A 13,712-nucleotide genomic window follows, 5' to 3' on the forward strand; every position below is an offset into this window, starting at 1 on the left:
GGCACCGTTCGCGGCTCTTCCGGCCACCGACTGACATGACGTCGACACGTCTAGCCACCGCGCGTCTCACCGAGCGCGCGTGTCAACAGGGCGATGCCCATGCCGCACTCGCGCTGCTCGATCAGAGCATCGAGTTGCGGCACCGGCGCATCGCCTTGATCCGTTATCTCCTCGCGCAGCAATTGGGTGCGCCGCTGCAGTCGCGGCATCACGAATACGTCGAGAAAATCGCCGCCCGCCTGAGCGCGGACGTGCTCGCGCGCATTGCCGCCGCAGCGAGGGCGCGGCTTCGGTCGTAAGCGGCGCGCCTGCGCCCGCTCGGCCAAACGCGCGCCTGCGCCCGCGTGGCTGAACGCACGCATTGAACCCAGGCATTGAACCCCCGCATAAAGCGAACGACGCCCCCGTTCCATCCCGATGACGTATTTCTTCTATGTGGCCGAATTATGTCGGCGTCTACTGAAAATGCACTGATCGGAACGTCCACGCGGCAACTGCCGCATCAACGAGGGGATGACATGTCTACCGCTTTTCAGCCTCGCGCGAGCGCAGCCGCCAGACTCGAGCGACTGCCGTTCTCCGGATACCACCGGACCATCTTCATCATCATCGCGATCGCATTCTTTTTCGACTCCGTCGATCTCGGCACGATGACTTTCGTGCTCGGTTCGATCAAAAGCGAATTCCATTTGTCGAGTGCGACGACGGGGCTGGTTGCGAGTGCGAGCTTCTTCGGCATGGTAATCGGCGCGGCCGTCGCCGGATTGCTGGCGGATCGCTTCGGGCGGCGTCCGGTGTTCCAGTGGAGCATGGTGCTGTGGGGCCTGGCGTCATATCTGTGCTCGACCGCGCAGAGCGTCGAAGCGCTGATTTTCTATCGCGTGCTGCTGGGTTTCGGCATGGGCATGGAGTTTCCCATTGCGCAGACGCTGTTGTCCGAGTTCGTGCCGGCAACCTCGCGAGGCCGGCTGATCGCGCTGATGGATGGCTTCTGGCCGCTTGGTTTCATCACGGCGGGCGTGGTGTCGTATTTCGTGTTGCCGGCGTTCGGTTGGCGCACGGAGTTCGCCTTGCTGGCGATTCCCGCGGTATTCGTTCTGATCGTGCGCCGCGTCGTGCCGGAATCGCCGCGCTGGCTGGAACATCGGGGGCGCCTTGCCGAAGCGGACAAGATCCTCGCCGAGGTCGAAGCAAAGGTTATGAAAGCGGCCGGCCTGAGCCAGTTGCGCGCGCCGGTCATGTTGCAGGAACCGCCGGCCGCGAAGGGCACGAGCGCGTTTCGCGAGATCTGGAGCGTGGCCTACCGGCGTCGCACGATCATGGTGTGGACGCTGTGGTTTTTCGCATTGCTCGGTTTTTACGGGCTGACTTCGTGGCTCGGCGCGTTGATGCAGCAAGCGGGCTTTGCGGTGACGAAGTCGGTGCTGTATACGGTGCTGATTTCGCTCGGCGGGATTCCCGGGTTTATCTGCGCGGCGTGGCTGGTCGAACGCTGGGGCCGCAAACCGACCTGTATCGCGTCGCTGGCCGGCAGCGCGGTGATGGCCTATGTCTATGGACAAACCGCGCTGCATGCGCAAACGCCGACCTTGCTGATCTGTGCCGGCCTGGCGATGCAGTTCTTTATGTTTGCGATGTGGGCAGTCCTTTACACCTATACGCCGGAGCTTTATGGCACGGGAGCGCGGGCGACAGGTTCGGGCTTTGCATCGGCGATTGGACGCGTGGGGTCGCTGATCGGCCCTTATGTAGTCGGCGTGGTGCTGCCGATTTTCGGGCAAGGTGGCGTATTCTCGCTTGGCGCGATGTGCTTTGTGATCGCCGCTGCGGCGGTGTGGATCATGGGCATCGAGACGCGTGGGCTGGCCCTGGAGACGCTGGTGTCCGAAGCTGTAGAGGCGGACGCGCAGGGGGTGTTGAGTCCTGCGCGCGAGTGATTGTCCTGGCGGGGACTAAACCGCCGCCGCTTCGCGTTTTCTCGACGCCACGCCGCGGGCCACGAAGTACGGCGTCTCCACCCGCGCCAGCGCGTCGCGCCCGCGAATCCGGTCGGCGATCTTCTCCGCCAGCATGATCGTCGGCGCGTTAAGATTGCCCGTTGTGATCTGCGGCATGATCGACGCGTCGACGACGCGCAGCGCTTCCATCCCGTGCACGCGGCCCTCGCCATCCACCACGGCCATATCGTCATAACCCATCTTGCACGAGCACGACGGATGAAATGCCGTCTCCGCCCGCATCCGCACAAACGTGTCGAGCTGCTCGTCGGTGGTCAAGTCCGCGCCCGGATTCAGCTCGCGGCCGCGATAACGATCGAGCGCCGGCTGCCGCATGATGTCGCGCGTAATGCGGATGCCGTCGCGGAATTCACGCCAGTCGAGCGGATCGGCCATGTAGTTGAACAGAATGCTCGGATGCGCGGCAGGATCGCGTGATTTGAGCTTCACGCGGCCACGGCTCGGCGAGCGCATCGAACCGACATGCGCCTGGAAGCCGTGCATCTTGATCGCGTTCGAACCGTTGTAGTTGATCGCCACAGGCAGGAAGTGATACTGGATGTTCGGCCACAGATCGTCGTCGCGGGTACGGATAAAGCCGCCCGCTTCGAACTGGTTGCTCGCACCGATCCCTGTGCCGTTAAGCATCCATTCAAGTCCGATGGCGGGCTGATTCCACCATTGCAACGCGGGATATAGCGAGACCGGTTCCTTGCATTCGTACTGGATGTACATCTCCAGATGATCTTGCAGATTTTCGCCGACACCTGGCAGATCGTGCACCAGCGGCACGTCGAGTTCGCGCAGCCACGTCGAGCGGCCAACGCCTGAGCGCTGCAGCAATTGCGGCGAGGCGATCGCGCCGCTGCATACCAGCACTTCGCGGCGCGCGTGCGCAGTGACGGCATTGCCATGATGGAGATACGCCACGCCAATCGCACGCTTGCCCGAGAACAGCACGCGATCGGTCATGGCATGCGTCACGATGGTCAGATTGGGACGCGCCTTCGCACGATCCAGGTAGCCGCGCGCGGTGCTGGCGCGCCTGCCGTTGGCCGTAACCGTGCGATCCATCGGACCGAAGCCCTCCTGCTGATAGCCGTTGAGATCGTCGGTACGCGGGAAACCCGCCTGCACCCCGGCCTCGACCATCGCGGCAAACAGCGGATTGTTGCCGGGCTTGCTGGTCGTTACATAGACCGGGCCGTCGCCGCCGTGATACGCGTTTGCGCCGACATCGCGTGTCTCGGCTTTGCGGAAATACGGCAGGCAATCCAGATAGGTCCAGTTTTCCAGTCCGGGACGTGCTGCCCAGTTGTCGTAATCGAGCGCATTGCCGCGGATATAGCACATGCCGTTGATCAGCGACGAACCGCCGAGCCCCTTGCCGCGCCCGCACTCCATGCGCCGGTTGTTCATATGCGGCTCGGGATCGGTTTCGTACGCCCAGTTATAGCGCCGCCCTTGCAACGGGTAGGCGAGGGCCGCGGGCATCTGCGTGCGAAAATCGAAGCGGTAGTCGGGGCCGCCTGCTTCGAGCAGCAGCACGGTCACGTCCGCGTCTTCGGTCAGCCGCGAGGCGAGCACGTTGCCCGCCGACCCCGCGCCGACAATGATGTAGTCGTATTCGTTCGAAGCCATCGCCACTTCTCCTCAGAACACCGGTTGATACGGGCCGAGTTCGACCTGCACGGACTTGATGCGTGTGTAGTGTTCGAGCGTGGTGATGCCGTTCTCACGGCCCACGCCCGACTGTTTGTAGCCGCCCACCGGCATTTCCGCCGGCGACTCGCCCCACGTATTGATCCAGCAGATACCTGCTTCGAGACGATGAATCACGCGATGCGCGCGCGCCAGGTTCTCGGTGACGACGCCCCCGGCAAGACCGTAGGCGGTGTTGTTGGCTCGCGAGATCGCCTCGTCTTCGTCGTCGAAAACGAGGATGCTCATGACTGGGCCGAAGATTTCTTCACGCACGATCCGCATCTCGTCATGGCAGCCGGTGAAAACCGTCGGCTCGACATACTGGCCGTTGCCGAAATGGCCTTGTGTGAGCCGCTTGCCGCCGGCAAGCAGCCGCGCGCCTTCCTGTACACCGCTTTCGATGTGGCCGAGCACTTTCTGCAGTTGCGCGGCGCTGACCAGCGGACCGAAGTTGGTATCGGCGTCGGTGGGTGCGCCCACGCGAATCCGCTTGACGCGCTCCAGCACCAGCGCTTCGAACCGTTCCAGCACGCTGCGCTGCACGAATACCCGCGTGCCGTTGGTGCACACCTGGCCGGAGCTGAAAAAGTTGGCGCTCATCGCGATGTCGGCGGCGCGTTCGAGGTTGGCGTCGTCGAAGACGAGCAGGGGGGATTTACCGCCCAGCTCCATCGTCACCTCTTTGAGCGACGAGGCGCCCGCTAGCGACATCACTTTCTTGCCGGTTTCAACGCCGCCGGTGAACGAGATCTTTTCGATGTCGGGGTGCGCGGCGAGCATGGCACCGACGCGTCCGTCGCCTTGTACGACGTTGAAGACGCCCGCCGGTACGCCGGCTTCGGTATAAATCTCAGCGAGTTTCAGAGCCGACAGCGGCGTGATTTCACTTGGCTTGAAGATCATCGCGTTACCGGCCGCGAGCGCCGGCGCCGACTTCCAGCACGCGATCTGGATCGGGTAATTCCACGCGCCGATGCCGGCGCATACGCCCAACGGTTCACGCCGCGTATAAACAAACGACGACGGCCGCAACGGAATCTGCTGCCCTTCGATCGCGGTAGCCAGCCCCGCGTAGTACTCGATCACATCCGCGCCGGTGACGATGTCGACCGCCAGGGTCTCCGCGATCGCCTTGCCGGTGTCGCGAGTTTCGAGCATGGCCAGTTCGTCGTTGCGTTCGCGCAGAAGTTCGACCGCGCGGCGCAGAATGCGCGAACGCTGCATTGCCGTGAGTGCGGCCCATTCGCGTTGACCGGCACGTGCGGCTTGCACCGCGCAATCGACGTCGGCCGCCGAGGCCTGTTGCACGATCGCGAGCGTTTCGCCGGTGGCGGGGTCGACCGTATCGAAAGTTTCGCCGCCGGTCGCGTCGACGTAGGCGCCGCCTATGTAAAGACGTTGCGTTGCGAATACCGCCATGACTTTGCTCCTTTTTCTGAAAATGCCGCCGCTCTGGACGCGTGCTAATTGCGTGCTTCCAGCAGCAGATCGATGTAGTCGTTTGCCACGCGCAGCGCGGCCTTGGTGTCGAAGGGCTCGCCGGACAACGCACCGCGCAGCCATAGCCCGTCGATCAGCGCCGCGAGGCCGCTTGCCGCGCGGCGCGCCGCCGGACGGGGCAACGCTTTGGAAAAATCCGCGCACAGGTTCGAATTCAGGCGCCGGGTGTTCACGTATTGAAGCCGCCGCAACTGCGGCTTGTGCATGCTCTCGGACCAGAACGCGAGCCAGGTTTTCATGACCGGGCCGCTGGTCTGTTCGGCGTCGAAATTCGCCGCGACGACCGCGCGCAGTTTCGAGCGGGGATCCGCCTTTGCCGCACTGCGCCGCCTCGACGTGGCCTGCCACAGATCGCGCAGCACATGACGCATGGTGGCTTCGAGCAAGCCGTCCTTGTCGCCGAAATAGTGGCTGACGATGCCGGTGGAAATGCTCGCGCGCTGCGCCACCGACGCAAGCGTGGCGCCGGCCAGACCGGTTTGGTCGATGGTCAGCAGGGTGGCGTCGATCAGTTGAGCGCGGCGGATTTCGCGCATTCCGAGTTTGGGCATGGTGCTGGAGGCGGCGGGCGCAGGCAGGCCGCCCAAGTGTTCGATGGCGCATGTTAGTTTTTTTATATTGAACGGTCAATCAATAAAAAACGGGTTGCATCAGCACGTACACGGGTTGCGCCCGGCGTGTCGGTTCCAGCCAAACCCGTGTCGCGTTCGGTGCATGTCCTTTGTTTCAGCGGGCGCTACGCTCGTTGAACGGCACGCCACATCGAAGCGGGCGCGCCGCTCACAGAACATGGAGACAGGCAAATGAGCAGCAATCGCGGCGTCGTGTATCTAGGGCAGGGCAAGGTGGAAGTGCAATCGATCGACTTTCCGAAGATGGTCGATCCGCGTGGCCGGTCGATCGGCCATGGCGTGATCCTGAAAGTGGTCAGCACGAATATTTGCGGTTCCGATCAGCACATGGTGCGCGGCCGCACGACGGCCGAAATCGGCCTCGTGCTCGGTCACGAGATCACCGGCGAGGTGATCGAGGTGGGCCGCGACGTCGAAACCTTGAAGGTGGGCGATCTGGTGTCGGTGCCCTTCAACGTGGCTTGCGGACGCTGCCCGACCTGCAAGGCGCAGCATACCGGCGTGTGCCTCAACGTGAATCCGTCACGGGCCGGCGGGGCCTACGGCTACGTCGACATGGGCGGCTGGATCGGCGGCCAGGCCGAGTACGTGCTCGTGCCGTACGCGGACTTCAATCTGCTGAAATTCCCTGACTACGCGCAGGCGATGTCGAAAATCCGCGACCTGACATGCCTGTCCGACATTCTGCCGACCGGTTATCACGGCGCGGTGATGGCAGGCGTGAAGCCCGGCGCGACCGTCTACATAGCAGGCGCCGGGCCGGTGGGTATGGCGGCGGCCGCTTCCGCGCGTTTGCTGGGCGCGGCCTGCACGATCGTTGGCGATATGAACGAGGCGCGGCTCGCGCATGCTCGCAAGATGGGTTTCCAGACCGTCGACCTGTCGAAGGACGCGACGCTCGGCGAGCAGATCGAGCAGATTCTCGGCAAGCCCGAAGTGGACTGCGCGGTGGACTGCGTCGGCTTCGAGGCGCACGGTCACGGCAGCAGCGGTTCGCATGAAGAAGCGCCGGCCACCGTGCTCAATTCGCTGATGGAAATCACCCGGGCCGCGGGTGCGATCGGGATTCCGGGCCTGTACGTGACGGACGATCCGGGCGCCACCGACGCCGCTGCGCGCAAAGGCAGTCTGAGCATCCGCTTCGGTCTCGGCTGGGCCAAGTCGCACTCGTTCCACACGGGGCAGACACCGGTGATGAAGTACAACCACAATCTGATGCAGGCGATCTTGTGGGACCGCCTGCCGATTGCGGACATCGTCAACGTGACGGTCGTTTCGCTCGACCAGGCCCCGGACGGTTACCGGCAATTCGATGGCGGTGCGCCGAAGAAGTTTGTGATCGACCCGCATGGGCTGTTGAAAGCGGCCTGACGTCGGCATCGCGGTGCATGCGTTGTTTGTTCTTCAACGCATGCACAACGACGGCGATACGATCCAGCGCGTACGTCTGGCCCGCCGTGCTGCCTTTAACTGAAGCGCCGACCGCGAATCACGCCGCCATGACAGGCGCGGCGGCGAGGGAGGGGGCCTGCTTGCGCCGCTCGCGAGTCGGGGCGGTGCCGAACGCGTCGCGATAGCTCTTCGAGAAGTGGCAAGCCGACTGGAAGCCGCAGGCCATCGTGATATGCATGATCGACATGTCGGTCTGCAGCAGCAATTCGCGGGCACGCCGCAGGCGCAGCGTCAGATAGTAATGCGTGGGCGTCATGCCCAGATGCTCGCGGAACAGGCGCTGCAATTGCCGTTGCGACATGCCGGCGAGCCGTGCGAGTTCTTCGCGCGAAAGCGGCTCTTCGATATTGTTCTCCATTAGCGCGATCACTTCGAAGAGCGACTTGTTGGCCGAACCGAGCCGCGCCACCAGCGGCATTTTCTGTTGTGCGCTCGTATCGCGCACATGTTCGACGATGAACTGCTCGGCGATCTGCGTGACCCGTGCGGTGCCGACGCGCGGCGCGATCAGGTTGAGCATCATGTCGAGCGGCGCCACACCGCCCGTGCACGTCACGCGATCGCGATCGATCACGAACAGTTCTTTCAGAAAGCGCGTGTCGGGAAACTCCTCCTTGAGCGCCGACATGTTCTCCCAGTGAATCGCACACGCATAACCGGCCAGCAAGCCGGCACGCGCCAGCGCATAAGTGCCTGTGCACAGGCTGCCGAGCACGCTGCCCATGCGGGCGAAGCGGCGCAGTGCGATCAGATGGTCGGCGGTGGTCGCGCGCTGCACGTCGATCCCGCCAACCACGAATACGATATCCGGTTGACCGACGCATTCGACCGGTCCGGTACCGACCGCGAGGCCGTTGCTCGCCGTCACCGGGCCGCCGGTGGGGCTCACGATCGACCAGCGGTAAAGCGTTTGCCCTGTCAGGTAGTTCGCCATGCGGAGAACTTCGATCGCGTTGGTAAACGCGATCATCGTGAAGTTCGGCACCGGCATGAATGCAAAGTGCGACAACGACGCCGTGCGATCGGTGGACATGGGGGAAATGATTCCTTCGAATCTGTAATATCGCGTCGCCGTGGGGAGCAGCGACTGCTGCAATTTTGAGGACGGGCGCAACTAACGTGCCATCAGGCTAAACCCTCAGTTGCTTGTCAATAAAGAGGGATAGCTAAACAAACGGCACCAGAACGGAGCCGTCAGCGCCTGCCTGCGCACCCGAAGCGCGCACGACGATCAGTTGCAGTGCAGCAAAAACGCGAATCGCTAACGACCGTTCGAAACCTGTCATCGCGACTTGTCGAAAAAGGACGCGAATGGCGGAAAAGGCAAAGAACGCGTCTGAATTCGTAAATTGGCGCGCGGGGCTAACGTCAAGAATAGACCCAATGCAGAGCGGTGGCAGCAGGGCTTGTTAGCCCGCCCGGCAGCCGCTTGCGGCCCATCGCCAACCTCCTCACGGACCTACCATGTCGAACCCGAATCCTTTCTTCGAAGAATCGCTTGCCACGCGTGATGCGGCGGTGCGCGGCGCCATTTTGAAAGAGCTGGAGCGCCAGCAGTCGCAAGTCGAATTGATCGCGTCTGAAAACATCGTGTCGCGCGCGGTGCTCGAAGCACAGGGTTCGGTGCTCACCAACAAGTACGCGGAAGGGTATCCGGGCAAGCGCTACTACGGGGGTTGTGAATACGCCGACGTGATCGAAACGCTGGCGCTCGACCGGATCAAGCAACTGTTCAACGCGAAATTCGCTAACGTGCAGCCGCATTCGGGCGCTCAGGCTAACGGCGCCGTGATGCTCGCGCTGGTGAAGCCGGGCGACACGGTCCTCGGCATGTCGCTCGATGCCGGCGGTCACCTGACTCACGGCGCCAAGCCGGCGATGTCGGGCAAGTGGTTCAACGCGGTCCAGTACGGCGTGAATCGCGACACGATGCTGATCGATTACGAGCAGATCGAGGAACTCGCGCAGCAGCATAAACCGGCGCTGCTGATCGCCGGCTTCTCGGCTTATCCGCGCGCGCTGGATTTCGCCCGGCTGCGTGCGATCGCCGACGGCGTGGGCGCGAAGCTGATGGTGGATATGGCGCACATTGCCGGGGTGATCGCGGCCGGGCGTCACCAGAATCCGGTCGAGCACGCACACGTCGTCACGTCGACCACGCACAAGACGTTGCGCGGTCCGCGCGGCGGCTTTGTACTGACCAATGACGAAGACATTGCCAAAAAGATCAACTCGGCTGTGTTCCCCGGCCTGCAAGGCGGCCCGCTGATGCATGTGATCGCCGGCAAGGCGGTGGCGTTCGGCGAGGCGCTGCAACCGGGCTTCAAGACCTACATCGACAACGTGCTCGCGAATGCCCAGGCGCTGGGCGAAGTGCTGAAGGCGGGCGGCGTCGATCTGGTGACAGGCGGCACCGATAACCATCTGCTGCTGGTCGATCTTCGTCCGAAGGGCCTCAAGGGCAATCAGGTCGAGCAGGCGCTGGAACGCGCGGGCATCACCTGCAACAAGAATGGCATTCCTTTCGACAGCGAGAAGCCGACCGTCACCTCCGGCGTTCGCCTCGGCACGCCGGCGGCCACGACGCGCGGCTTCGGCGTGAGCGAGTTCCGCGAAGTCGGGCGGCTGATCGTCGAGGTGTTCGACGCGCTGCGAGATCACCCGGAAGGCCATGCCGCCACCGAACAACGCGTGCGCCGCGAGATTTTCGCGCTGTGCGAACGCTTTCCCATCTACTAAGCACGCCTGGAGCAAACGATGAGCACTTTGCACGACAACAGCATCATCATCGACGGTCTGAACATTTCGAAGTTCGAGCGCTCGGTGTTCGAAGACATGCGCAAGGGCGGCGTGACCGCGGTGAACTGCACGGTGTCGGTCTGGGAAAGCTTCCAGAAGACCGTCGACAACATTGCCGAGATGAAGCAGCAGATTCGCGAGTTCGGCGAAATCCTGACGCTCGTGCGCACGACCGACGACATCCTGCGCGCGAAGAAAGAGAACAAGACCGGCATCATTTTCGGTTTTCAGAACGCGCATGCGTTCGAAGACAACCTCGGCTATATCGAGGCCTTCAAGGACCTTGGCGTGAACGTGGTCCAGCTTTGCTACAACACGCAGAACCTGGTCGGCACGGGTTGCTACGAACGTGACGGCGGTTTGTCGGGCTATGGCCGCGAGGTGATTCAGGAGATGAACCGCGTCGGCATCATGGTCGATCTCTCGCATGTGGGCGGCAAGACGTCCTCCGAGGCGATTGCAGCGTCGAAAAAGCCGGTGTGCTACTCGCATTGCTGCCCGTCGGGATTGAAAGAACATCCGCGCAACAAGAGCGACGAACAACTGAAAGAGATCGCCGATGCGGGCGGCTTCGTCGGCGTGACGATGTTCGCCCCGTTCCTGAAGCGCGGCCCGGACGCGACCGTCGACGACTATATCGAAGCAATCGAATACGTGGTGAATCTGATCGGCGAAGATCAGGTCGGTATCGGCACGGACTTCACGCAAGGCTATAGCACCGAGTTCTTCGACTGGATCACGCACGACAAGGGCCGTTATCGCCAGTTGACGAACTTCGGCAAGGTGGTGAACCCGGAAGGCATTCGCACGATCGGCGAGTTCCCGAACCTGACGGCCGCGATGGAGCGCGCCGGCTGGAGCGAGACCCGCATCAAAAAGATCATGGGTGAAAACTGGGTGCGGGTGTTCGGCGAAGTCTGGACGGTCTGATTCTTCATTCACCGAACCTGAACCCATAAAAACGGAGCCCCCACATGCAACCCCAACTGCCGATCGACGTCGATCCGAACACCGGCGTCTGGACCACCGATGCGCTGCCGATGCTGTACGTGCCGCGTCATTTCTTCACGAACAATCACACGGCCGTCGAGGAAGCACTAGGCCGCGACGCGTATGCCGAGATTCTCTATAAGGCCGGCTACAAGTCCGCGTATTTCTGGTGCGACAAGGAAGCAAAACAGCACGGTATTGCCGGCATGGCGGTATTCGAACATTACCTGAACCGCCTGTCGCAACGCGGCTGGGGACTCTTCACGATCACGGAAGCCGATCCGTCCAGCTCGCGGGCCCGCATCGAATTGCACCACTCGTCGTTCGTGCTCGCGCAACCGGGCAAGGAAGGCAAGCTTTGCTACATGTTCGCGGGCTGGTTCGCGGGCGCGATGGACTGGGTGAACGATACCGCGCCGGCTGGACAGCGCAAGGGTCCGCCGTCCCATTCGCAGGAAGCGCGCTGCGCGGCCGAAGGCCACGATTACTGCGTGTTCGAAGTGTCGCCGCTCGCGTCGTAAGCGCAACGCGCGCCAGGCCGTACACAGCACTTTATTCCGAGGTCGATCTCGATGCGTTACCCGAACCTTTTCAAGCCTCTCACGCTGAACCAGCTGACCTTGCGCAACCGCATTGTCAGCACCGCGCACGCGGAGGTGTATGCGGAGCCGGGTGGTCTGCCCGGCGACCGTTATATCCGTTACTACGAAGAGAAGGCCAAGGGCGGCGTCGGCCTCGCCGTGTGCGGCGGCTCGAGTCCGGTGTCGATCGACAGCCCGCAAGGCTGGTGGAAGTCGGTGAATCTCTCGACCGACAAGATCGTCGATCCGCTCGCGCGGCTGGCCGAAGCGATGCACCGGCACGGCGCGAAGATCATGATCCAGGCGACGCATATGGGCCGCCGGTCGGCCTTTCACGGTGAGCACTGGCCGCATCTGATGTCGCCCTCCGGCGTGCGCGAGCCGGTGCACCGCGGCAACGCCAAGATCATTGAAGTCGAAGAGATTCGCCGCATCATCTCGGACTTTGCCGCCGCCGCGAAGCGCGTGAAGGACGCGGGGATGGACGGCATCGAGATTTCGGCGGCCCACCAGCATCTGATCGATCAGTTCTGGAGTCCGCGCACGAATTTCCGCACCGACGAATGGGGCGGCTCGCTCGAGAACCGTCTGCGTTTCGGCACCGAAGTATTGAAGGCCGTGCGCGAAGCGGTAGGCGCCGATTTCTGCGTCGGTCTGCGCATGTGCGGCGACGAGTTCCATGAAGACGGTCTCGATCACGAACAACTGAAAGAAATCGCTCAGGCGATGAGCGAAACCGGCCTGATCGATTACCTCGGTGTGATCGGTTCCGGCGCGGATACGCACAACACGCTGGCGAACTGCATGCCGCCGATGGCGCTGCCGCCCGAACCGTTCGTGCATCTCGCGGCGGGGATCAAGTCGGTCGTGAAGCTGCCGGTGATGCACGCGCAAAGTATCCGCGACGCGGGGCAGGCCGAGCGTCTGCTGGCGAGCGGCATGGTCGATCTGGTCGGCATGACGCGCGCGCAGATCGCCGATCCGCATATGGTCATCAAGATTCGCGATGGCCGCGAGGACGAAATCAAGCAATGCGTCGGCGCGAACTATTGCATCGACCGTCAGTACAACGGGCTCGATGTGCTGTGCGTGCAGAACGCGGCGACCTCGCGCGAAGAAACCATGCCGCACGTGATCGCGAAGACGCGCGGTCCGAAGCGCAAGGTGGTCGTGGTCGGCGCGGGTCCGGCCGGACTGGAAGCGGCGCGCGTGGCGAAATCGCGCGGTCACGACGTGGTGCTGTTCGAGAAGAACGACTACGTGGGCGGCCAGATCATGCTGGCCGCGAAAGCGCCTCAACGCGAGCAGATGGCAGGCATTGTGCGCTGGTTCGATATGGAGACGAAGCGCCTCGGCGTCGATCGCCGCCTCGGGGTTGCCGCCGACGAAAAAACCATCATGGCCGAGAAACCGGACATCGTCGTGCTGGCCACGGGCGGCTCGTCGTTCACGTCGCAAGTCGCGGCGTGGGGTGTCGAAGAGGGGCTCGCGGTCAGTTCGTGGGACGTGCTGTCGGGCAAGGTCGAGCCGGGCAAGAACGTGCTGGTGTATGACGGCGTCAGCACGCACGCCGGTGCGGGCGTGGCGGATTTCATGTCGAGCCGCGGCTCGAACGTCGAGATCGTGACGCCTGACGTGAAGGTTGCCGATGACGTCGGCGGCACCACGTTCCCGATCTTCTACCGACGCCTCTACGCGCAAGGCGTGATTCATACGCCGAACTACTGGCTCGACAAGGTCTACGAGGAAGACGGCAAGAAGATCGCCGTGATCCGCAACGAGTACACCGAAGAGCAGGAAGAGCGCGCGGTCGATCAGGTGGTGATCGAGAACGGCAGCACGCCGAACGACCAGCTCTACTGGGCGCTCAAGCCCGAATCGGTGAATCGCGGCCAGGTGGACGTGCACAAGCTCTTCGCTTCCGAGCCGCAACCGTCGCTCAGCGAAGAACTTGGCAACGGCCGCTTCCTGCTGTTCCGCGTCGGCGACTGCATTTCCATGCACAACATTCACGGCGCGATCTACGACGCGCTGCGCCTTTGCAAGGATTTCTGACG

Annotated in this window: 11 protein-coding genes; 7 read left to right on the plus strand and 4 right to left on the minus strand. The window is 62.9% G+C overall.

Annotated features, from left to right (window positions below):
- The first annotated feature begins 35 nt into the window (after positions 1–35).
- Positions 36–299, plus strand: coding sequence for an SET domain-containing protein (locus tag HWX91_RS07025; protein WP_081832928.1), 264 nt, complete (start codon positions 36–38; stop codon positions 297–299).
- Positions 300–518: 219 nt separating this feature from the next.
- A complete protein-coding gene (locus tag HWX91_RS07030) occupies positions 519–1,937 on the plus strand; it encodes an MFS transporter (protein ID WP_028194432.1) in 1,419 nt (472 codons plus the stop codon).
- A 15-nt stretch (positions 1,938–1,952) separates the two neighbouring features.
- On the opposite strand, the gene betA is transcribed toward HWX91_RS07030, so the two are convergent.
- Genes betA through betI form a run of 3 tightly spaced genes read right to left on the minus strand, consistent with a single transcriptional unit; the run spans position 1,953 to position 5,752 of the window.
- Positions 1,953–3,638: a choline dehydrogenase gene (gene betA, locus HWX91_RS07035; protein WP_028194433.1), complete on the minus strand. Its 1,686-nt coding sequence runs from the start codon at positions 3,636–3,638 to the stop codon at positions 1,953–1,955.
- Between the two features lie 12 nt (positions 3,639–3,650).
- A complete protein-coding gene (gene betB, locus HWX91_RS07040) occupies positions 3,651–5,120 on the minus strand; it encodes a betaine-aldehyde dehydrogenase (protein WP_028194434.1) in 1,470 nt (489 codons plus the stop codon).
- 44 nt (positions 5,121–5,164) lie between these two features.
- Positions 5,165–5,752 carry a transcriptional regulator BetI gene (gene betI / locus HWX91_RS07045; protein ID WP_028194435.1) on the minus strand — a complete coding sequence of 196 codons (588 nt, stop codon included), beginning with the start codon at positions 5,750–5,752 and terminating at the stop codon, positions 5,165–5,167.
- Between the two features lie 252 nt (positions 5,753–6,004).
- Here betI and fdhA point away from each other — a divergent pair, with 252 nt between their 5' ends.
- Positions 6,005–7,204, plus strand: coding sequence for a formaldehyde dehydrogenase, glutathione-independent (gene fdhA, locus HWX91_RS07050; RefSeq protein ID WP_028194436.1), 1,200 nt, complete (start codon positions 6,005–6,007; stop codon positions 7,202–7,204).
- Positions 7,205–7,322: 118 nt separating this feature from the next.
- Here fdhA and HWX91_RS07055 read toward each other — a convergent pair whose 3' ends face one another.
- Positions 7,323–8,318: a GlxA family transcriptional regulator gene (locus HWX91_RS07055; protein ID WP_028194437.1), complete on the minus strand. Its 996-nt coding sequence runs from the start codon at positions 8,316–8,318 to the stop codon at positions 7,323–7,325.
- Between the two features lie 431 nt (positions 8,319–8,749).
- Here HWX91_RS07055 and HWX91_RS07060 point away from each other — a divergent pair, with 431 nt between their 5' ends.
- The 4 genes from HWX91_RS07060 to HWX91_RS07075 are packed head-to-tail and all read left to right on the plus strand — an operon-like array spanning position 8,750 to position 13,710.
- Positions 8,750–10,024 carry a serine hydroxymethyltransferase gene (locus HWX91_RS07060; protein WP_028194438.1) on the plus strand — a complete coding sequence of 425 codons (1,275 nt, stop codon included), beginning with the start codon at positions 8,750–8,752 and terminating at the stop codon, positions 10,022–10,024.
- Positions 10,025–10,042: 18 nt separating this feature from the next.
- Positions 10,043–11,014, plus strand: coding sequence for a dipeptidase (locus HWX91_RS07065; RefSeq protein WP_028194439.1), 972 nt, complete (start codon positions 10,043–10,045; stop codon positions 11,012–11,014).
- Between the two features lie 44 nt (positions 11,015–11,058).
- Entirely contained in the window at positions 11,059–11,595 is a 537-nt protein-coding gene (locus HWX91_RS07070) for a DUF5943 domain-containing protein (protein ID WP_028194440.1), read from the plus strand.
- 51 nt (positions 11,596–11,646) lie between these two features.
- Complete coding sequence (locus HWX91_RS07075) at positions 11,647–13,710, plus strand: NADH:flavin oxidoreductase (protein ID WP_028194441.1); 2,064 nt, start codon at positions 11,647–11,649, stop codon at positions 13,708–13,710.
- Positions 13,711–13,712 lie beyond the last annotated feature (2 nt).

The sequence above is a fragment of the Paraburkholderia fungorum genome (assembly GCF_902833645.1).
In the GTDB taxonomy this organism is placed as follows: Bacteria; Pseudomonadota; Gammaproteobacteria; order Burkholderiales; family Burkholderiaceae; genus Paraburkholderia; species Paraburkholderia fungorum.

Bases quoted from the DNA above. Each gene is read 5' to 3' on its own strand.
- HWX91_RS07025 (WP_081832928.1), top strand. From the start codon at position 36: ATGACGTCGACACGTCTAGCCACCGCGCGTCTCACCGAGCGCGCGTGT.
- HWX91_RS07030 (WP_028194432.1), top strand. From the start codon at position 519: ATGTCTACCGCTTTTCAGCCTCGCGCGAGCGCAGCCGCCAGACTCGAG.
- betA (WP_028194433.1), bottom strand. From the start codon at position 3,638: ATGGCTTCGAACGAATACGACTACATCATTGTCGGCGCGGGGTCGGCG.
- betB (WP_028194434.1), bottom strand. From the start codon at position 5,120: ATGGCGGTATTCGCAACGCAACGTCTTTACATAGGCGGCGCCTACGTC.
- betI (WP_028194435.1), bottom strand. From the start codon at position 5,752: ATGCCCAAACTCGGAATGCGCGAAATCCGCCGCGCTCAACTGATCGAC.
- fdhA (WP_028194436.1), top strand. From the start codon at position 6,005: ATGAGCAGCAATCGCGGCGTCGTGTATCTAGGGCAGGGCAAGGTGGAA.
- HWX91_RS07055 (WP_028194437.1), bottom strand. From the start codon at position 8,318: ATGTCCACCGATCGCACGGCGTCGTTGTCGCACTTTGCATTCATGCCG.
- HWX91_RS07060 (WP_028194438.1), top strand. From the start codon at position 8,750: ATGTCGAACCCGAATCCTTTCTTCGAAGAATCGCTTGCCACGCGTGAT.
- HWX91_RS07065 (WP_028194439.1), top strand. From the start codon at position 10,043: ATGAGCACTTTGCACGACAACAGCATCATCATCGACGGTCTGAACATT.
- HWX91_RS07070 (WP_028194440.1), top strand. From the start codon at position 11,059: ATGCAACCCCAACTGCCGATCGACGTCGATCCGAACACCGGCGTCTGG.
- HWX91_RS07075 (WP_028194441.1), top strand. From the start codon at position 11,647: ATGCGTTACCCGAACCTTTTCAAGCCTCTCACGCTGAACCAGCTGACC.